Source organism: Sedimentibacter sp. MB35-C1, from assembly GCF_030913635.1.
In the GTDB taxonomy this organism is placed as follows: Bacteria; Bacillota; Clostridia; order Tissierellales; family Sedimentibacteraceae; genus Sedimentibacter.
The window spans coordinates 2687991-2708755 of sequence record NZ_CP133188.1 but is presented as its reverse complement, the minus strand read 5'-3'; the positions used below and the strand labels follow the sequence as shown (position 1 = coordinate 2708755).

At 34.8% G+C, this 20765-nt stretch carries 21 protein-coding genes and 1 other annotated feature; of the genes, 16 read left to right on the top strand and 5 right to left on the bottom strand.

Going from position 1 to position 20765, the window contains the following annotated elements; translation table 11 throughout:
* Positions 1–15 precede the first annotated feature (15 nt).
* Entirely contained in the window at positions 16–807 is a 792-nt protein-coding gene (locus tag RBQ61_RS12945) for a YgcG family protein (protein WP_308137730.1), read from the top strand.
* Between the two features lie 67 nt (positions 808–874).
* On the opposite strand, the gene RBQ61_RS12940 is transcribed toward RBQ61_RS12945, so the two are convergent.
* Entirely contained in the window at positions 875–1366 is a 492-nt protein-coding gene (locus RBQ61_RS12940; RefSeq protein WP_308137729.1) for a hypothetical protein, read from the bottom strand.
* Positions 1367–1691: 325 nt separating this feature from the next.
* Between RBQ61_RS12940 and RBQ61_RS12935 the strand changes: the two genes are divergently transcribed.
* From RBQ61_RS12935 to RBQ61_RS12910, 6 genes are all read left to right on the top strand, one after another.
* Entirely contained in the window at positions 1692–2231 is a 540-nt protein-coding gene (locus tag RBQ61_RS12935) for an RNA polymerase sigma factor (protein WP_308137728.1), read from the top strand.
* The gene (locus RBQ61_RS12930; protein WP_308137727.1) at positions 2224–2919 is read left to right on the top strand and encodes a DUF4367 domain-containing protein; all 696 of its coding nucleotides are present in this window, start codon (positions 2224–2226) and stop codon (positions 2917–2919) included. Before RBQ61_RS12935 ends, RBQ61_RS12930 begins: the two co-directional genes overlap by 8 nt.
* A gap of 110 nt (positions 2920–3029) precedes the next feature.
* Positions 3030–3461: a hypothetical protein gene (locus tag RBQ61_RS12925; protein WP_308137726.1), complete on the top strand. Its 432-nt coding sequence runs from the start codon at positions 3030–3032 to the stop codon at positions 3459–3461.
* Between the two features lie 126 nt (positions 3462–3587).
* The gene (locus RBQ61_RS12920; RefSeq protein WP_308137725.1) at positions 3588–4262 is read left to right on the top strand and encodes a hypothetical protein; all 675 of its coding nucleotides are present in this window, start codon (positions 3588–3590) and stop codon (positions 4260–4262) included.
* A gap of 96 nt (positions 4263–4358) precedes the next feature.
* Positions 4359–5408: a hypothetical protein gene (locus RBQ61_RS12915; protein WP_308137724.1), complete on the top strand. Its 1050-nt coding sequence runs from the start codon at positions 4359–4361 to the stop codon at positions 5406–5408.
* Between the two features lie 291 nt (positions 5409–5699).
* Positions 5700–6194 carry a hypothetical protein gene (locus RBQ61_RS12910; RefSeq protein WP_308137723.1) on the top strand — a complete coding sequence of 165 codons (495 nt, stop codon included), beginning with the start codon at positions 5700–5702 and terminating at the stop codon, positions 6192–6194.
* Between the two features lie 90 nt (positions 6195–6284).
* Here the strand turns inward: RBQ61_RS12910 and RBQ61_RS12905 are convergent, their stop codons facing one another.
* Positions 6285–7007, bottom strand: coding sequence for an MBL fold metallo-hydrolase (locus tag RBQ61_RS12905; protein WP_308137722.1), 723 nt, complete (start codon positions 7005–7007; stop codon positions 6285–6287).
* A gap of 227 nt (positions 7008–7234) precedes the next feature.
* On the opposite strand from RBQ61_RS12905, the gene RBQ61_RS12900 reads away from it, so the two are divergent.
* The 6 genes from RBQ61_RS12900 (at position 7235) to RBQ61_RS12875 (ending at position 14931) form a co-directional block, all read left to right on the top strand.
* Positions 7235–8899, top strand: coding sequence for a DEAD/DEAH box helicase (locus tag RBQ61_RS12900; protein ID WP_308137721.1), 1665 nt, complete (start codon positions 7235–7237; stop codon positions 8897–8899).
* Between the two features lie 45 nt (positions 8900–8944).
* Positions 8945–9140, top strand: a binding site (T-box leader).
* 112 nt (positions 9141–9252) lie between these two features.
* A complete protein-coding gene (thrS, locus tag RBQ61_RS12895; protein ID WP_308137720.1) occupies positions 9253–11178 on the top strand; it encodes a threonine--tRNA ligase in 1926 nt (641 codons plus the stop codon).
* A 228-nt stretch (positions 11179–11406) separates the two neighbouring features.
* Positions 11407–12183, top strand: a complete 777-nt coding sequence (udp, locus tag RBQ61_RS12890; protein WP_308137719.1) for a uridine phosphorylase — start codon at positions 11407–11409, stop codon at positions 12181–12183.
* Between the two features lie 472 nt (positions 12184–12655).
* Entirely contained in the window at positions 12656–13162 is a 507-nt protein-coding gene (locus tag RBQ61_RS12885; protein ID WP_308137718.1) for a hypothetical protein, read from the top strand.
* A 272-nt stretch (positions 13163–13434) separates the two neighbouring features.
* A complete protein-coding gene (locus RBQ61_RS12880; protein ID WP_308137717.1) occupies positions 13435–14616 on the top strand; it encodes a DUF2812 domain-containing protein in 1182 nt (393 codons plus the stop codon).
* 90 nt (positions 14617–14706) lie between these two features.
* A complete protein-coding gene (locus RBQ61_RS12875) occupies positions 14707–14931 on the top strand; it encodes a hypothetical protein (protein ID WP_308137716.1) in 225 nt (74 codons plus the stop codon).
* A 415-nt stretch (positions 14932–15346) separates the two neighbouring features.
* On the opposite strand, the gene RBQ61_RS12870 is transcribed toward RBQ61_RS12875, so the two are convergent.
* Positions 15347–15802 (bottom strand): DUF6385 domain-containing protein, encoded by a 456-nt coding sequence (locus RBQ61_RS12870; RefSeq protein WP_308137715.1) that lies wholly within the window; start codon positions 15800–15802, stop codon positions 15347–15349.
* Between the two features lie 299 nt (positions 15803–16101).
* Here RBQ61_RS12870 and RBQ61_RS12865 point away from each other — a divergent pair, with 299 nt between their 5' ends.
* Together RBQ61_RS12865 and RBQ61_RS12860 are read left to right on the top strand one after the other, a co-directional pair.
* Positions 16102–16425: a PadR family transcriptional regulator gene (locus RBQ61_RS12865; protein WP_308137714.1), complete on the top strand. Its 324-nt coding sequence runs from the start codon at positions 16102–16104 to the stop codon at positions 16423–16425.
* Positions 16422–17786 (top strand): DUF2812 domain-containing protein, encoded by a 1365-nt coding sequence (locus RBQ61_RS12860; protein WP_308137713.1) that lies wholly within the window; start codon positions 16422–16424, stop codon positions 17784–17786. The genes RBQ61_RS12865 and RBQ61_RS12860 overlap by 4 nt, the downstream gene beginning before the upstream one ends.
* An 82-nt stretch (positions 17787–17868) precedes the next feature.
* Here the strand turns inward: RBQ61_RS12860 and RBQ61_RS12855 are convergent, their stop codons facing one another.
* A complete protein-coding gene (locus RBQ61_RS12855) occupies positions 17869–18423 on the bottom strand; it encodes a GNAT family N-acetyltransferase (RefSeq protein WP_308137712.1) in 555 nt (184 codons plus the stop codon).
* A 251-nt stretch (positions 18424–18674) separates the two neighbouring features.
* Positions 18675–19931, bottom strand: a complete 1257-nt coding sequence (locus RBQ61_RS12850; RefSeq protein ID WP_308137711.1) for a chloride channel protein — start codon at positions 19929–19931, stop codon at positions 18675–18677.
* A 222-nt stretch (positions 19932–20153) separates the two neighbouring features.
* Between RBQ61_RS12850 and RBQ61_RS12845 the strand changes: the two genes are divergently transcribed.
* Positions 20154–20639, top strand: coding sequence for a DUF4342 domain-containing protein (locus tag RBQ61_RS12845; protein ID WP_308137710.1), 486 nt, complete (start codon positions 20154–20156; stop codon positions 20637–20639).
* The last annotated feature ends 126 nt before the right edge of the window (positions 20640–20765 follow it).

The following is a 20765-nucleotide window of genomic DNA, read 5'->3' as shown; positions in this document are numbered from 1 at the left end:
TGGAGTGTGATACTTGTGAGGAAAAATTTACTGCCTATATTAATGGCGGTCTTGTTACAATTTACCGGGACATTTGCATATGGCCAGAATGTAACGTTTCCTAAGCCTACAACAGAATTTTATGTTAATGATTTTGCTGATATTATAGATAGTGAAGCGGAAGCAAACATGGTTAAGATTAATCTTAACTACGAAAATACAGATGAAAAGCCTCAGATCGTAGTAGCAGCTGTTCAAAATTTACAGGGTTTAGATGAAAATAAATATGCTGTAGAACTTTTTGAACAATGGGAAATAGGAAACAAAGAATATGATAATGGTGTGTTGATTCTCCTTTCGTTGGAGGAAAGAAGAATTAAAATAGAAGTTGGTTACGGACTTGAAGGAGCTATAACCGACGCGGAAGCAGGAAGAATATTAGATGAATCATTAGACTATTTATCAAGCGGAGATTACTCAGCAGGCTTGGAAAATATTTTTTACAGGGTTACAGAAAGGGTAAACGAAGAGTACGGATATGATGATGACGTAATTTTTGGAGATGTTGACAGAGGAAATGTGTATAGCAATTCGTCGGACTATGGGGCTTTATTCAAGTTAATTTTATTAATTGTTTTGATAATTATAATTAACGGCTTCGGAGGCGGAGGAAGAAGAGGCAGACGAAGAAATATTTTCATACCACCTATTATCGGTCCAGGCGGTGGCGGCTTTGGCGGTTTCGGCGGCGGAGGAAGCTTCGGAGGCGGAGGAAGCTTCGGAGGCGGAGGCCGTTCAGGCGGAGGCGGAGCAGGAAGAGGATTTTAATATTATTCAATAAAATTATCAGGGCTTTGCGTTAATAACTCAAAGCCCTATTTATTTTGCATAGGAATTAAGATATCTTTCCTAAAAATATTATTTCGTCTGTTTCCGAATTTGTGATGGAAAGCCCTTTTTCCTCCCAATTGGACGAACCAAGATATCCAAGCCTGTCATCCCATGCATCATCATATTCTTCCTTAGCGACTTTTTCGCTGTCTACAAAATACTCTACCTCAGAGTCAATCAACTTGAAGCCATCCTGTGATGCATAATCTTTCTCATCATCGTAGTCATCATAATTATCATAGTCGTCATAATCACCATAATCACCATAATCATCATAATCAATATCATCATCAGAATCTGTATATAGATAGCCATAATTTATTAAATTGTAGAGGCATTCATACATTACATCAATATTGCTGTCGTTAATATGGGCTTCGGATAATTGCGTAAAAAAATCTATTATTTCTTGGTTTTTTACTTCGTATGTTACCATATCCTTGGTATACAGATTTTTTTTAAAATCACCGCTTTCATTTGTTATAGTAATTTTCATGACCAGTCCCCCTTGATATATTTGTTTGTAAAATATATTAAGTCTTTTAAAAATTTATAATATGTTTTTAAAAATTATTTAAAATTAAATTGATAAACAAAACAGAATTGTTAATCTCATAAAAAAAATGTCGCTATGTGTATGCGACATTCGTGACATTGATAAACCCTATTTTTGCCATTCTGAGTAACATTATCTCTTCTTGTTCAAAATTTGATTTGCTTGTTAATATCCGAAAAAAAAAGTATAATAAATATAAAAACTTATGCTGTATGGTCGCACATGAAAACATTTTATTTCTTAAAAACAAGGGGAAGGTGGAAATATGATTTTTATGTTAATGGGAGACGAAGAAAAAGGTTCCAAGCTTGAACGCCTTTATGATAAATATAGGAACATGATGTTTTATGTTGCCTATAATGTTCTCCATGATGAATTTTTGGCAGAAGATGCCGTTCATCAATCATTTGTGCAGGTTTATAATCACCTACATAAAATAGATGAAAACAATTGTCGGAAAACAAGAAACTTATTTGTTACTATATGTAAGAATGTTTCGATAAATATGTACAATCAAAGAAAAAAACAGACAACAGAAGAACTTAATGAAAATATGACATCAGATGATACAAGTATAACAGAAATTGTTATTAACAATGAAAGCTTTGAACGGTTGAACAAGATTATTGAGGATTTAAATCCAATTTATCAGGAGGTTATTTTCCTTAAATTTTCACACGGTTTTTCTGTAGCTGAAATAGCTGAATTGAAAAACATTAAGACTGATACCGTGCAGAAAAGAATTGAGAGAGCAAAAAAACAGCTTTTAATATTATTAAGTAAAGAAGGTGAGCTGAATGGATAAAAAAGAATATGTGACTGATAAGGCTATGGATGCGATGCTTCAGACAGCAGCTTCTGATATCGAAGATAAGGCAGTGGACATCTTACTGGATGGATATGAAGGTCAAAATCATAAGTTTTCAGAAAAACACAGAGAAGATATGCAAAAACTGTTTAAAAAAGAACGGAAATTCCGGTCTGCTCGCAGAATAAGAACCTATTCAAAACGTGCCGCAGTGATTTTCATTGCTGTTATTGCAATAAGCGCAATAACGATAAGCAGCGTAAGTGCATGGAGAGTTAGGTTTATGAATTTTATCCTGGAAAGGACACAATACGATACAAATATTAAATTTACAGATGGTACTTCAAAAGCAGATAACTATAAATTCGGTGAGATTAAACTGGAATATGTCCCGGAAGGCTTTAAGCTTGAAAAAAGTGAGTCGCAAAAAAATCATTTATACTTTGCATTCAGAAAAGATGATGAATTTTTTAACTTTCGTACAAGAGATGTTAGGAGTTCACTATCAATCGATACGGAAGGCGCAAATGTAAAGGAGCTTACTATAAATGGAAGAGAAGCCCTCTACAGTGAGAATGACAATATTAGGATTCTTGTCTGGAATTATGATGAAATGGCATATATCTTGACAGGAAGCATCAGCGAAAGCGAGCTTGTGAAAATAGCTAAGAGTGTAAAAAAATAAAATTTATAAAATTTTATTTTTTTTTAACAAATTTTTATCTGAAAAGCTGTCGGAAAATCCTCTTTAATTTTGTTATTATTAATGAAATCAAAATTAAGGAGGATTTTTTTATGAAAAAGAAAGTACTGTCGGTTTTATTTATTATTTTTATTATGGTTTTAGTAAATTCCATACATGCGAGCGTTTATGCCGAAACTGACGATTTAAAAAATAGTACTGAAATAAAACCAAATTATATTGCAATTGTACTGTGCTTAAATAATTTAACTTTGAATTCCGGCGGTAAATTGACTTGTGAAGGCGAAACCGGTGTACAGAAAGAATATATTGCAGGAGTAAAAATAGAATTACAACAGCTATCCGGAAACTGGACAACCATTAAAACGTGGGAAGATACAAGTGATGATGAGGAAATGTATTTATACAAGGATTGGTATGTTGAAAAAGGCTCCTACCGCCTGAAAACAACCCATACAGCACTGGACAGCTCCGGCGATGTTATTGAAATTGTTACAAAGTATAGTGAGACGGTTGATTATTAGAATAGGATTTAAATTGTTAGCTTAGATTTGTATCAGGTTACAGGGGATGCAGGCTGCGCCCGTCCCATATGGTCTATCCTTTTACGTTCTCGGAGCGAATTTATATAAATAAGGAGTATACATTTTATGAATATTAAAGCTATATTTGCCGCTATTGATAGGATAAAGGATAATATTATACATGACGTAAAGCCTTATACAATCCGATTCAAAAAAATACGATTTATGCTTGTATCCTGTTTTGCACTACTTATAACAATTAGTATACTTAGTCTAACATCACTATTTCCAGAAAGGCGAGATAAAATTATAGGAGGAGACTATACATATAAAGTAGTGGAATATGAAGTGCCTACTTCCTATTCAGTTGCACCTCTGTATATGTATTCGGTCGTACCAGATAAAGATATATGCGCAGCATTAGATAACATGTTTCCCGGTATTGACTGTGGCTATGCTCTACATGTATTTAATTTTGAAGGTGATGAGCCAACTGCAAAGAAATTCTGGATTCCAGTTTTCGACAACGGACGAATTACAAATTTTATTTATGTTTCAAAATTATTAGATGATGAACGAATTGTCTTTGGGTCATCCAATAGTGATGTAGAAATGATACAGGCACTTTCTTCTATGACAGAACATGCACCTATGTACATAGCAGCTGATAATGACTGTCTATATTTTATCATTGGTGACAATGCTTATTCAATGAGTCCGCTAGCTAAAGATGGTGCAAAACTTCCTGATATTATGACTTCTGGTATTGATATAGTAACCGTTATACTTCCGTTAGAATAATTAAAAGGGGGAGATTCCAATGGGCTATCTTGTGAGCAGATGACTAAAATACATTAATATAAGTAAACTATTAAATTAGAAAGGTTGTGAATTGAAATGAAAAATTATGTTCGTATTTTCTCTATTTTTCTTGCTTGTTGTTTAGTATTTGTATTAACATTCACTTCAGTAGTTGCTGCTGATACGGTTGATTCCAAAATTAATAATGCTTCACTTAATGAATACATTGATACTACATTACCTCATTACTTGACTTTAGGAGACGAAGCATATGATCAAGTAAAAATATCAAACCCTGTGCCTATTAAAAACCATTCTAACAGAACATCTCGGATGTATTTTGTTACCAATGATGGTGAATACATTGGACAACTCATAGTATCATTTGTTAATAACCAGTATTATTCCAATTTTATGTTTGATAACAATGTTGAAATAAATAATGTTTTAAAGACAAATATTCCTTTTGCTCTTATTGCATATAATGATGGAAATGACCATATGGTCATGCAAACTGCCTCAGATAACATGATTATTTCAGCAAACAAACAAAACTCTTTAGAACGGCTTAACATTCCTGTTTATGAGTTGTCGCCGGCAACATTTTCTTCATTTAATCCAATCCAAAACTATACACGGACATCTAGCGATTACTATGTTTCTCTATCTGTACCAAATGTATCCAATGATACGACTCCTGATGGTAAGGGATTGTGTTGGGCTGCATGTATAGCCGCTATATCAAATTATCGCACAGATTCATCATATGATGCCTTAGACATATTCGATGCCTTAGATTACGAGTATAGTGGAACACCTGAAGGGACAAGAACATGGTATGAGTACGGGTATGAATATTGTGGTATGGGATACAATGATACTTCCGGAATGGAATTTATTGACTTGTATGACGTGCTCGATAGTGGCAAACCAGCGATGTTTGACATAGCTCGCTCAGGTGCCGCACATGCTATAGTGTGCAAATACTTGATGGGTGGAAATGATTACACAACTTATGGGTTCATGGATCCGAATAGGTCTAGTACAGTTTATACCTATTTTGATGACCCTAACCTTGATCCAGACAATTTTGTGTATGATAATGGACAGAATGAGTATGACGATTGGAGATATACAATATACTAATTACAGGGCCACAGGGTCACAGGGGACGGTTCTTAGTGTCAAGATAATTTATTGGAATATAATGAGTCGCCGGGAATCGTTACCTATGGCTATATGAAGTCTCTACTTCCTATTCGTGTTGTATCATTTTGTAAAGGCAAGCATATAATAGGGATGGACTTCATATCTTACATATCAAATATGCATACAACCGAAATTACACGAAAGGTAACTTTTCGCACGTGTGGAACAATGAGTGAACATTTTTAGATAATCCAACAGATTTTTTGTTGAAATTATGAGATTCTTGAAATGGGTAATCTGGAGGTTAAGATTATTAAAAAGAAATGGACAATTTTAATTTTGCTTGTAATTCTTGTTATAGTTGTTTCGGCAGTGCAGCTTCTTTCAAACTCAGACAGCAATGACAAATTAACAATTGCGATTCCTCAAAATGCTGTTGTTTATACAGATGAAGAGTCCGTTGCAATGCTTAAGGATGAGGGACAGTATGCTATGACTGATTTAGTCCGACAGGAAGTTTATCTGGTTGACGGAGAATTAAATGTTGATTTTTGGTTTGATGAGAATGCAGAACAAAATCAGATTGACAGTGCGCGGAGCTTTGTCATTACCAGGTTTGTGCTCAGGAGCGGTCAAGGAGCTTTCTTGGGTGCCGGACCTTATATATATATCATAAAAAATAAAGAAATAACCTGGGAAACCGTAAGCTGCAGGATATATACAGGAGATGAGCAGGTATCATACGAAGCCTATAATGATAAAGGTCAATTAATTAATCCGTAGTACAAGAAAATCCGGCTTAGCTGCGAGGCTAAGGCCGGATTTTTTAAGCAGATATGCTATGTTGAAATTAATAATCTGCCGGTAATTTCATTACTGCATAATAATTTGATTGTTATGCTGTAGTTCAATAATGTTAGTTGTTGTGGTAGCCTGAGATTTTTTAAAGATACTTGTTATACTGAAGTTATCCCAAAAGTGCATTGGAACAAATATCCTTGGCTTAATTTGTTCTATAAAATATTGTCCACCGCACAAATAATTTTCTTCAAGTCTTCCGTCAACAGGGAAAAAGGCAACATCAATAGCAACGTCCTTGATTAAAATGTTTTTAATTATGCTTTTAAAAGCAGTTTCCATTTCCTTTTCTTCCTCAGAGGTGTCATCCGACCATTTCCACCAGTTCAAATCTCCTGCGTGAAATATTGTGTGCCCATCTATTTCTACTAAAAAGCTTACCCCTTCATCAGTGGAACCAAAGGTAGATATTTTCAGGTTGTTTATTTCAGTTGTTTCATCTTTCCCTACGGTATATATGTTTTTTACTTCGGTGTAAAGCTTTATATCGTTGCTTAATATATAATATGTTTCTTTTTTATAACTGCTCCATGAAAGAATTGACCTGTCAAAATGATCATGATGGCTGTGCGATGAAAAAACGTACAGATGCTTATTGCTTTTAAGTATATCATTAAGAACATCTTTGAAATTAAAATCATCTTCAGGCGTTCTTTTATCGTCAAAATAATCAAATATTAAAAATGAGGTTTCTGTTTCTACTACAAAACAGCTGTGATAAATATAATATGCTTTCATTTATTTTCTCCGCTATAGTTTTTACAATATAATACCATAAAAATATATAGTTTAAAACATCTGAAAAGAGAATAAAACAATGTAAGTAGTTAAAAATAATTTATGAGATAAGGAAAATATATATAAAATAATAATATTAATAAAAATTTACAAAAATTATTTGTAATTATTAGGTATGCATTGTATAATGAGGAGTTACTAAAAATAGAACGAGGATGATAAAATTAATGAAAATTGAAAATGTTATTTTGAATGACAACATTCAAAGAGCCTTGGATGAAATGGGATTTGAAGAATGCACCCAGATTCAGCAAGAGGCAATACCTGTTATTTTGGACGGAAAGGATATAGTCGGACAGTCAAATACGGGTACTGGTAAGACTGCAGCGTTTGGGATACCAATACTTGAAAAGATAGATAAAAACATAAGAATGCCTCAGGCGATAGTGCTGCTGCCAACAAGAGAACTGGCAGTTCAAGTTGCAAATGAATTCAGAAAGTACGGAAAATATATGGACGGTATTAAAACAGTTACCGTATACGGCGGAGCAGACATACGCGATCAAATAAACAAGCTTAAAGGCGGAGCACAGATAATTGTTGGCACACCAGGAAGAATCATAGACCTTATAGATAGACGCGTTATAAAATTAGGTGAACTTACAATGGCTGTTTTGGATGAAGCTGATGAAATGCTTAAAATGGGCTTTAGAGAGGACATAGAGCTCATATTGGGTAAAATTGACCATAAGGTTCAAACATCACTGTTTTCGGCTACGATACCAGATGTAATGAAGAATATTATAAAGAAGTTTTTGAATAACCCTGTATCGATTAAGGTTTTAAGAGAAGGAATAACGGCTAAAGAAGTTAAGCAAAGTTATTTTTTAGTTAAACATTCAGATAAGGTAGAAGCTCTTTCAAGACTTATTGATACTTATACACCAAAGCTGACAGTTGTATTCTGCAATACAAAGAGATCTGTTGATGAACTCTATGATCGCCTTGTAGAAATTGGATACAATTGTGATAAGATTCATGGAGATATAAAGCAGTCTCAGAGAATAGACACACTGAATAGGTTTAACAACGGCTTGATAGAAATTTTAATTGCTACCGATGTAGCAGCAAGAGGGCTTGACATTAAGGAAGTTGAATGTGTTATAAACTATGAGGTTCCAATTAAGGAAGATTACTATGTACACCGAATCGGAAGGACAGGTAGAGCTGGTAAGGAAGGAGCATCATTTACTCTTGTTACGGCAAAAGAAATGAGAAAGCTGGAAAATATAGAAAAGTATACTAAAAAATCAATAAGAAAAAGAACTATTCCTACTGTAGATAAGGTAAATGAAGTTAAGAAAGATAAATTTATCAGAAATATTGTTGAAGTAATTGAAAAAGAAGATCTTGGAGAAAACAGAGAACTGGCAGAAAAACTAATGTCTCAAGATTACGATGCTGAAACACTTATAGCAGCTATGATAAAGAAGCTGGTTAGATTTGATTACTCCCAGGAAAGAGATTTGAATGACGTTGTGCCTGAACGCAGAAAAAGCTCAAGGGGCGGAAGAAAAAGTATCGGAGATACAGAAAGATTCCATGTAAATGCAGGCAAGAAGCAAGGAATAAGGCCTGGGGATATACTGGGGGCAGTTGCCGGAGAATGTGACATTCCAGGAAGTGATATAGCAGAAATTGAAGTTCTTGAAAATTATTCTTTCTTCAATGTGGCCTCAGAGCATAAGAATCGTATTTTGAAAAGAATGGATGGAGCACAAATAAAGGGTCAAAACGTAGTAGTAGAACTGTCAAAAGAAAAAAGGTCAAGAAATTCAAGAGATAAAAAGAATAAAGATAAATGGTTCGGAAAGAAATCAAGAAAAAAATAGCAAAAATATGTTGACAAAAATTCATTTAGGGTAATATAATGGGTAAAATGAACTGTGATGGATCGAGTAATGCAGACACAGCAATAAAGAGAGGGAAGAAAAGGTGGAAGCTTCCTTTGTATGACTGTATGAAAACTAATCCGGAGTTAAGACTGAAAGCTTAGTCGTAAGGTCTTGGTATGGATGCCTTAAATCTGTTGAGAAGTAACTGAGGTGGAACCACGATATATTCGTCCTTAAACATTTGTTTAAGGACGTTTTTTTTATTTCTTATTTATATGAACTAAATAATCAGTTCGAAACAGGTTATAGAATGAAAATTAAATATTGCAAAATTTAATGGAGGAATGGATATGATAAAATTAACATTGCCTGATAACAGTGTCAGAGAATATGAAAATGGAATTTTGGCTTATGACGTTGCTAAGAGCATAAGCGAGGGACTTGCAAGAAATGTGGTAGGAGCCGTATACAATGGTACTACGATCGGCTTAAAAGAAGAAATAAATGAAGATGGAAGCATTATGTTCCTTAAATTTGAAGATAAAGAAGGTAAACATGTATTTTGGCATACATCGTCACATATATTGGCACAGGCAATTAAAAGACTGTGGCCTGAAGCAAAATTAGCAATCGGTCCTGCTATAGATAACGGGTTCTATTATGATATAGATCTGGACTACAGGCTGGTTCAGGAGGATTTTGCTAAAATTGAAGCGGAAATGAAGAAAATAGTTAAGGAAGGGCTTGAACTGGAAAAATTTGAACTTCCGAGAGCAGAAGCTTTAAAGTTTATGGAAGAAAAACAGGAGCCATATAAGGTTGAGCTAATAAACGATTTGCCTGAAGATGCAGTTATTTCTTTCTACAAACAGGGAGATTTTGTTGATTTGTGCGCAGGTCCTCATCTTTCGTCCACAAAGAAGCCAAAGGCTATGAAGCTTTTAAGCATTGCAGGAGCATATTGGAGAGGAAACGAAAACAATAAAATGCTTCAGAGAATTTATGGAATATCATTTGAAAAAGCAAAAGACTTAGAAGAATACATCAAGATGATGGAGGAAGCTAAGAAGCGTGATCACAGAAAACTAGGAAAAGAGCTTGATTTGTTCTTCATGTCAGAAGAAGGTCCTGGATTTCCATTTTTCCTTCCAAAGGGCGTAGAAGTTAAAAACGAATTGATGAAATACTGGAGAGAAATGCACAGAAAGGCAGGCTATGTTGAAATAGAAACTCCGCTGATGCTTAACAAACATCTCTGGGAGGTATCAGGTCACTGGTACAATTACAGAGAAAATATGTATACAACTGTAATTGATGAACAGGATTTCGCAATTAAGCCTATGAACTGTCCAGGAGGAATTCTGGTATATAAAAATGCTATGCACTCATACAAAGATTTTCCAATGAGAGTTGCAGAAGCAGGAAGAGTACACAGACATGAGTTATCTGGCGCACTTCACGGACTGATGCGTGTAAGAGCATTTACGCAGGACGATGCCCATTTGTTTATATTGCCTGAGCAAATAAAGGATGAAATTAAGGGTGTTATTAAATTAATCGATGAAATATACAAACAATTTGGATTCTCATATAACTTAGAGCTTTCAACAAGGCCTGAAAAATTCCTTGGGGAAATTAAGGACTGGGATCTTGCAGAAGCATCATTAAAAGCAGCACTTGAAGAATTAGAACTTGATTATGTAGTAAACGAAGGAGACGGCGCGTTCTACGGACCTAAAATTGACTTCCACCTCACTGACTGCATAGGCAGAACATGGCAGTGCGGAACAATCCAGCTTGATTATCAGCTTCCACAGAGATTTGAAATGGAATATGTAGGAGCAGATGGACAGAAGCACAGACCGATAATGATTCACAGAACAGCATTCGGAAGTATTGAAAGATTCTTTGGAATTCTTATTGAACAATATGCAGGAGCTTTCCCAACTTGGCTGGCACCTGTACAGGTTAAAATACTTCCAATATCCGATAAATTTATTGAATATGCAGGGAAGGTAAAAGAGCAGCTAGAGGCATCAAATATTAAGGTTGAGATTGATACAAGAGCGGAGAAAATCGGCTACAAAATAAGAGAAGCGCAGTTAAGCAAGGTTCCATACATGTTTATTGTAGGTGAGAAAGAAGCTGAAAGCGGAGCTGTATCAGTGAGAGAAAGACAAAAAGGTGACATCGGAAGCATGAGCATTGAAGAAATAAGCAGCATTATTTTAAACAAGATAAGCACAAGAGAAAACGACTCACCACAGTCTATATAATCATTAACAACCCGAGCATAAGCAAATTGTCATCCTCCGGTAACGAAGGATGACAATTTTTATGTAAATATTTGTTTGTGACTAACATAAAGGGTATAATAGTAAATATGGGGGAATATTTTACTCGAAATTCAAGAGAAGCAAAGCAAACCTAGATAGAAAAGAAATAAAAATGCTCATAGAAGCATATAAGAAATTATAATAAAAATTATAACACAAGGAGGACATATGAGCACTGTATATTCAAAAGATGTTCAATACCACATTAATATGAAGGAGGGCGATGTAGGCAGGTATGTTATATTGCCGGGAGACCCCAAAAGGTGCGAAAAAATTGCAAAACACCTTGATAATCCTGTCCTAGTTGCAGATCATAGAGAATATGTTACATATACGGGATATTTAGACGGTGTTAAGGTAAGCGTTACATCAACAGGCATAGGCGGACCGTCTGCAGCTATTGCTTTAGAAGAATTAGCAAATATAGGAGCAGACACATTTATACGTGTAGGTACCAGTGGAGGCATGGACGTAAATGTAATGGGAGGCGATCTGGTTATTGCTTCCGGAGCTATCCGTATGGAGGGAACGAGCAGAGAGTATGCCCCTATGGAGTTCCCGGCGGTGGCTGATTACAAAGTACTGAACGCATTAGTAAAAGCTTCGGAAAATTTAAAGAAAAAATATCATGTGGGCATAGTCCAGTGCAAGGATTCATTTTACGGACAGCACTCACCTGAAATCAAGCCCGTAAGCTATGACCTTATGAATAAATGGGAGGCATGGCTTAGATTAGGAGCATTAGCTTCAGAAATGGAATCAGCAGCGCTTTTTATCGTAGGAGCTTTCAGAAGGGTTCGCGTCGGATCAATATTAAATGTAGTAGCAAACCAGGAAAGAAGAAAATTAGGATTAGACGATCCACAGGAGCATGACACCGAGGCCGCAATAAAAGCAGCAGTAGAAGCAATTAGAATACTCATAAAAGAAGACAATATGCAATAGGGTATTAGAGTATAAAAAATTAAAATAATTTAGTAGATAACAAAACCATTGAAACTGATATTCAATGGTTTTGTTGGTGTATCAAGGATACTTAGTTGTTGTCATTAATAATTTCTGATCAGATATCAGATAAAATTGGCTGTAAGAATAGCGATGAGTATTGACATGCGAGATCTTGTGTGGTATAAATTACCAAAGAGACGATTCTTATTCCAAGGACAGTAAGAATAAAAAGCTAGGGGATTTGTCGGTAGAACAAGGTAATACTCCTTCCATAAAAACAATCATCAAGAACGGTGGAATATATGAAAGGAGTTTTGAGCACGAAGGGGCATTGGTGGACATTTATCAAATAGCACTATGATACTCATGATGAGTGCACCCTGAGGCAAGACGATTTTAGCAATAAGGGAGCAGTTGTTGTACAGGAAGTGTAAGCATAAAATGTAGTAAATAGGAAAGGAGAAACATCATGAAGAAACGTAATATGGATTATTTGGTGCGAAGATTATTCCTTGCTTTCTTTACATCAATGTGTCAGAATATTTTATTCATACCCATATTTTACATATATTTGGTTTTCATTCCATGGACGCGCATAGGGTGGTTTTTGCTTGTTGTTCCGTATTTCTTAATACCTATACTTAGTGCTTTCTGTTGTTGTTTTTTAATGCACCGAGGTAATTTCCGTTTTGATTCACGAAATGTGGCTTCAAAAGCTTCTGCTTACAGATTGGCTGCTCGGCTCCTGTCTGTGTTTTGCTTTCTTTTGATTGGATACATTTTAGATAAAAATAATGGTGGTGTGCCGATATTTGTTTCTGATTTGCTAAACAAGTTTGGAGAGCACGGCAGCGCATTAAGATCACTACTACATAACTTCTTCTTATACATGGTTTCTGCCATATTCACAACCGTATATGCGTTTGCTGAATATCTGTTTGTCACATCTAAAATGGAGTATAGCACAGATAGTTAAAACGGTATCGTCTGGAGACGGCAGATTGCGCAAAAATATATATGGCATCAAGGAAACGATGCCGGTTATTTTAATGGCTGCCGGCATTTTTTTCGTGTTGTCAGTAACCCTTTAAAGCCTTGGCAGGTATTAGATATTTGCAATAATAAATTATATTATATGTATATTGTTTATAACAGGAAATCATTTGCATTTCGGAGAAAATAAAGTATCTCAGAAGTACTATATAATAGACAAATAATTGGATGTATTATCTGGCTACATAATTTATTTTGAAAATTATTCAGGAGGGGTTTGCTATATCTGATTACAAATATTTTTTTCTCCCATATGATGAAGCTGAAATAGGAGCTATAGAAGGCTGGTTGGAGTTGAAGGCTGAACGGGGATTTAAGCTAACACATATTAAAGGGAGATTTTTTGGTTTTGAAGAATCGTCAACCGGTAAAGCAAACTATTGCATTCATCCCCACACGGATGATGAATGCTGCGATATACCCGGATGGAAGTATGTAGGTAAACTTTCGCTATATTTTGACATTTTTATTTCAGAAGATAATAATGATGCAGATAAGCCGGATATTGATTCTGCGTGCATGGAAGCTGCACTTAGAAAACAAATATTGAGATATAGATATGGAGTAATACCATCCTTTTTGTTTCCTGTTTTAGTGTTTATGCTTTTCATTAAACTGAGTTTTATTTCAGGTGGCTTTATAAAAACGCTTATTTATTATGATGATTTGCTGCCGATGGGAATACTGACTGGATCTATATGTGCCGTGATATTGGGATTGCTGTATGTTGTCGCATATATTAAGAGGAAGAAAAGAATCAAATTGCTTATGGAGCGCAGGAAGCAGCCTGTTGTAAAGACTCACAGAATATTTGAATGGTGTCTGATTGCAATAATTACTATAAGTTTTATTATTATTATAGTGCAATATGGGAAAGTAAATCGAATTCAGACCATTCCGTTGGACAAATATACGCTCAACAGAAAACTTCCTCTTATGGAGCAAATTTCTCCTGATGAGTGGTATACAGCGGAGGCAATTAGAGAAAAATGTAGCTCAGATATAGGAACTAATTACTCGGTAACAGAAAAAAGCCGCTATGTGGCTCCCACAATATTATATGTCAGGCAGTACTGGCGCGAAGTGCAAGACATACCTGATGTTTATGAGGAGCCGTTTGGATACAATGTTAATTATTATGAAATGAGAAATACAAATTTAGCAGTTTATTATGAAGAAGAGCTTTGCAGAAATTTAAGTTCAGGAGAAATGACTTCCATATATGTTGACGGCTTTGACAGTGCTTCGTATTTTTTGAACGGAGAAATAGAAGACATTGTGCTCAGATCGGGAAATATTGTTATAACCGCAATGTACTACGGCTCAGGCAGTCTGCTTGATTCAGTCCATCATTTTTCAATGGCAGCCCCAAACTAAGGAATGATATGGAGTAGGGTATTATTAATAAATGAGATTCAAAACAATAAATACATAGGATATCACACTATTAATAAGGGGGATTTTATTATGAGCAATGAAAACGATAAAAACAACAAAGATGACATAGAAATAAATAAAAATGCTTTTAATGATATTAAAATGTTCCTATACTTACTTTTATGTTCGGAAGTATTAATGTTATATTTTTCAGGAAGGCAGATGTTTTTTGAAAATATAGATTGCTCTCCCGCAGTAACAGCAATAAATACAGTATTGTTAATTCTAACAATTATTCATATTAGAAAAATTTAAAATAGCAAAAAATAAACATAGATTCCAAGTGACGAGCCATAGGGACGGACATTCCAGTGGTGTTTTACCATTATTAATAGTAAATGTCTATTGGGAAAAAGATTTCAATGAAATAATTATTAAATTTAGGAGATGAAATTGTATGTTTTTACCTGTGTATAGCGTATATATTATCTTAATGCTATTTATATCAATTTTATTATTATTCTTAATTGCTATAACTTTTAAAATTAATTCTAATATAAAGAAATTATTGCAAATAAAAAAAGAAGAATCTATAAGTAAATGAAGCCACTGATAATGTCTAGAGGACGGGGGCACTGTCATCAAGTGCTCTGCCCTGAAGCATTTAGGAGTACTGAAGTAGTTTAAAGGGACGGATAATGTATATCTCGTCCATTTTATATTTATTTAATTAATGCTGAGCCTGGAAGCATGATATAACTGTTGTTTCAGCGGCACCGCCTGTTATTACAAAGCGAACGTATTGCAAGAAATTTGTTATGGTAATCATTTTTGCTGTATCAAATGGAACGGTTATAACAGTTCCGGTGTCCTCCAACCAAGTTGTGTTGTCGGGACTTATCTCTACCTTTAGGGTAATATCTTGATCGCTTGATGTCGTGCCGGTGTTTTTGATAAACCAGTTATAGGAGGATTCAAGAGAAACGTCTTGTGAGTCAGAATTTACAGTGGCTCCTAAGCCAACGGTGGTTTCTGTAAGTGGCGTTGTGCCATTAACGACTTTGACGTCATTGGTAATTGTAGAGACTGTATCAATATCAGTACCTGCTGCTAATGTTACTTCAGCACCTGTTGCTATATCTACGGTGCCATTTACGGGTAGGTTTCCTGTATCGTCAACTTGCAATGGAACAATTTCACTTGAAACATTATTTTATCACAACAATTTATTTCTTGGATATTTTCATTAAATGCGTCCTTCTGATCCATATTGCACATCCTTGCCAATTTATATAATATTATAGTCGTTTAAACTAAATTGGTTACTATATTCATGGTTACATAGATATCAAAACAAAGTAATTTCTTGTATTGCTTATGCGTGTTGTGGTCTTTAGCAAAAAATAATTGACATAAAAACAAAATAATAGTACTATATTGATAATAGATATATCGAATATAGATATATGTTTTGGAGATGATGATATGGCAAGAGAACAATTAAAAACCTTAACAGAGCAAATGTATTACATCCTTTTAATATTAACGGAGCATCATCATGGCTACGGAATTATGCAGGAGGTAGACAGGCGGACTGAGGGAAGGGTAAGGATAGGAGCAGGCACTTTGTACAACCTTTTATCCAGATTCGAGGAGGAGGATATTATAGTACAGGTCTCGGAAGAGGATAGAAGGAAGATATATACTCTGACGGATAAGGGATTAAATGTTTTGAGGAATGAACATAAAAGATTAAAGCAATTGGTTTCAGATGGAAATAAAATATTGGAAGGAGGAGCGCCTAAATGAAAAATAAAACTAAATGGGTGATTTGGAATTTTTTTCTCATTGATTACAAAGCTATGGGAGAATATCTGGAGAAAATGGCAGGTAAAGGCTGGATGCTGGAAAAGGTAGGACGAAGCATGGCTAAGTTTAGAGCCATGGAACCGCAGAAGCTTAAATTCTATGTAGATGTATTTAAGGAAGGACCGCTTACTCCGGAAAAAACCGAAGAATCGGAAGAATATAGGAAGCTATGCCAAGAATCAGGATGGATATTTATTACATCACAGGATTATTTGCAGTTTTTCTATGCTTATGAAGACGATGAACCGGTTCCAATACAAACAGATGAAGAAATTGAACAAAAAATGGTTGAGCTTACGCTGTGGAAAGGCGTGCTGCGCGACATATTTATACTTACGCTAATTGCCATCTTTGCATTCAGAAGCCTTTTCCCTGTAAGCGATATTAATTTTATAAGCTTTACAGGATTTACTGGAACAATTTTATTTCCTGCACTTTACATACTAGCCGCAATTCCCTCAGCATATGGCATTATTCGTATTATAAAAGCCAGAAGAAATATCAAGCGTGGATTACCTATAGAAAAATCTACATTGAAAAGTGCGCGAAGGCGGGTAATGACAACAAGTGTTCCGTTATGGCTTATTATATTATTTTATATATTGTCATTTATTGGTGATGCACTTTTCAAGCCCAATGTTGTAGGGGCGGCTTTGCTGGCACCTGGAATTGGCTTTGCTATCGGGGGAGGTATACGGTACTGCATAAAGAAAAGTAAAGGTAGAAATAAAAATGGAGAAATTGCGCTATATATAGTGGTAATAATATTAGTAATTATCTTTGTTCCTATGGTTACTTCATCGATTAGGGAAATATCCAAAGATATGGATAGTATAGATTCAATACCGGAAGGCTATCCTGTGGTTACAATGGAAGATATATTGGGCAAATCAGAACAGGGTAATTTATTAAATATAAAATTTGATATCAGTATGAGTCCTATTATACCCAAGTATTATAATTATTGGGAAGAAAGAGAGATAAGCGGTGTTAATAAGTACTTGAAAATTAAATATTATAAGACAATAAATTCATACTTTGCCGAGATTATATTTAACGGAATAACTAATAGATTAGAAAATGGAATCAAGTGGAGAGGAAGGGCTATATTTAAAAAAACCGTTATCATAGATGATGATATGAAAAATTTTTGGAATGCAGATAATATGGCGCTGACAGAGGAACAAAATGAAATTATAATACAAAAAGGAAATGTTGTGCTGCATTTGTCAGGGGACATAAATTTTAATGACAGTCAAACCAGAGAGTTAATGATTGAAAAATTTTTCTCGGATTTGTGATTGAAAAAAATCAAGCATATGGCTGGCTGATTTAAACATATCTGAAATTCAGCCAGCCAAAAAAGTAATACACAATATTTTTCTACCGTTCTATTAACCATTCGGAGCGAAGCAGTCTGTATGCTACGCGGTCCTTAAACATTCCATCATGCCATTGATATTCTTTGAATTCGGCTTCTTTTATCATGTCGCATTTTTGCATTACCCTTTCCGAGGCTGTATTTTCTTTTAAACACCCGCATGTAATTCTGTACACGTCATTTTGTTCAAAAGCAAACTGAATAACTGCTTTGAGAGCCTCTGCCGTATAACCGAGCCCCCAGTAATTATCCCGTATAAAATAACCCATTTCAACGTGTTTCCCTGCAGGTGTAAATTCTAAAACTGTATATCCTATTTCGCCTATGTGTTCATTTGTCAGTTTGTTTTCTATTCTAAAAAAATAATACTTTCGGTCAGTGTGTCCAATTTTGTCAATTGCCGTACACAGGTTAGCTTGGGATTCTTCTACGCTGCTTGTTCTTATATCCTGTAAGAACCACATGACTTTTTTGTTAGAAAGCAATTCATGATGTGATGCAAGGTCTGCACTTGTGTGGTCGCGAATTAAGAGTCTGTTTGTACATAATTGAATCATAACTGGTCTCCATTTCTATATATAAAACTTCAAGTATCTTTATTATAAGTCATGCAATAACCTAAATACAACCGCATTATTTAATATTTAAAAAAATAAAAATCTGTATTACTATGATATGCGTTCATTAAGGGAAGTATTATCATCGTAGGCGATATAAACAGGAGATATTAAAAACACTCTTTCCTATAAATTATGGGAAAGAGTGTTTTTGGCTACCTTCACTAAGAGGTACGTCCCTGGAGTAGGGGTTATTTTGCGTTAATGTTTATAAATTCTGCTTTTAATTTTGAATATACTATTTTCTGGCTGCTATAAAGACCGTAGTAGCCTGAGAGCATGTAGCTGACACTGCATGCAATTGCGAAGAATATAATTCCTTCAGATCCGAAAAGCTCTATGCTTAGAATAATTGAAGCTATGGGAGCATTAACAACTCCGCAGAACAGAGAAACCAGCCCAAGTGCAGCTGAAAACCCAGGGTCTAAACCTAGTAAACCTCCGGCAAAACATCCAAATGTAGCTCCGATAAAGAAAGTAGGAACAATTTCTCCGCCTTTAAATCCTGCACCTATTGTTATTGCAGTGAAGATTATCTTGAGTAAAAAAGCCTCGGGTTTTACAATTCCGTCAATAGCCTTCTGAACTATATCCATTCCAGCTCCGTTGTAATCATGAGTTTTAATAAGCATTGTAAGTAGTAATACTATTAGACCTCCGATAAAACCTCGTAAGTAGTCATCTTTAATTTTATGCTTCATCAGATGTTCGGTTTTATGCATTACAACACAGAATATTATGCTTAGTTCTGCCAGCAACGCTGCAAGTACGGCAGTTAGTGCTATTGTTTTTAGTGAAAGAACCGGAATAATGCTCAGGTCGTAATGAACAGGCGCGATGCCAAAGAATAAAGAGACTCCGTATGCTACTAATGATGATGCCAGACATGGAACGAGACTTGAATAATATATTACTCCTATACTTATGACTTCCATGGCAAACAGTGTTGCTGTCAATGGTGTTCCGAATAATGCTGAAAACACGCCGCTCATTCCGCACAGTACTATCAAGTGCATATCTTTGTTATCGAGCTTAAAAATATTGCCTACAAATGTTCCTATACTTCCTCCAAGCTGTAATGCCGCACCTTCTCTTCCGGCAGATCCGCCAAACAAATGCGTTATAACAGTGCTTACAAATATTAGAGGTGCCAGTATTATAGGAACGTGATCGTCTGTACGTATTGAATCTATAATTTGATTAGTACCTGTAGAATCTGTCATTTTAAATAGTTTGTAAAAAACTGCTATTGCGATTCCTCCTACAGGCAAAAAGTACAATACCCAGTTATTTGCTACCCTAAACTCTGTAGCCCGCTCAACGCTTAAATGAAATGCTGTTCCTATTAGTCCCCCGATGAAGCCGGTAATTCCTGCAAATATAATCCATTTAAAAAAAGTTAAGATATAATTTTTAGCAGAACAGCATTTCCTGCTTAATAATTCCATTTATACACTTCCTATCTCTTAAGATGCCGAAAACTATTGTATCACTTTTCTTTGATTTGTCAAATAAAAAGCAGAGAAGCAGACGCTTTCATTATCCTTAGTATATAAAAATTTAAAATAATTTATGCGGTTCTAATCGTATTTTAATAAATTGCTAAATCAAGATTAATTATTTGAGAGTATATTATTACCATAAAGAAAAATAAATTATGGAGGGAAAGTATGAAAGTAACTTTAGAACAAATTGATGAACTTAGAGGCAGAGTTAATGTAAGTTATGAAGAAGCCAAGAGAACTTTGGAAAAAAATGACGGCGATCTGATTAAATCTATTATTGAACTTGAAAATAAAAGAGGAAGAAAGGATGAATACAAGGGAGGATTTACTAAATTCACAAACAGACTTTTATCGTTGAAGATGTCTATCAAGAACAAGGAAAAGGACACGTTGATTGATTTACCGCTGGTTTTAGTTTTACTTACATTTATGATGGCATTTTGGGTTGTTATAGCCGGATTAGTTTTAGCAATCTTAACTTCATGCAAGATTAGGATATACAGAGACAAAGGTTCTGTGAATATGAACAGCATAAAAAAGAATATGAAAGAAACTGTTGAAAAAATAAAAGTAAAATCTGAAGAAATTCTGAAAGATGATGATATAGAATCATCAGATGACTCCGGCGAAAATGAAATAATTATTGAATAACAAATATCAGGTCTTTTGACCTGATATTTGTTATTCATACAACATATCTTAAAAGCTTAAGAAAGAAAATCTACAAGATTATAAATTTGATATTTTTGGAAAAGGATAGTATAATAAGAAAAAAAC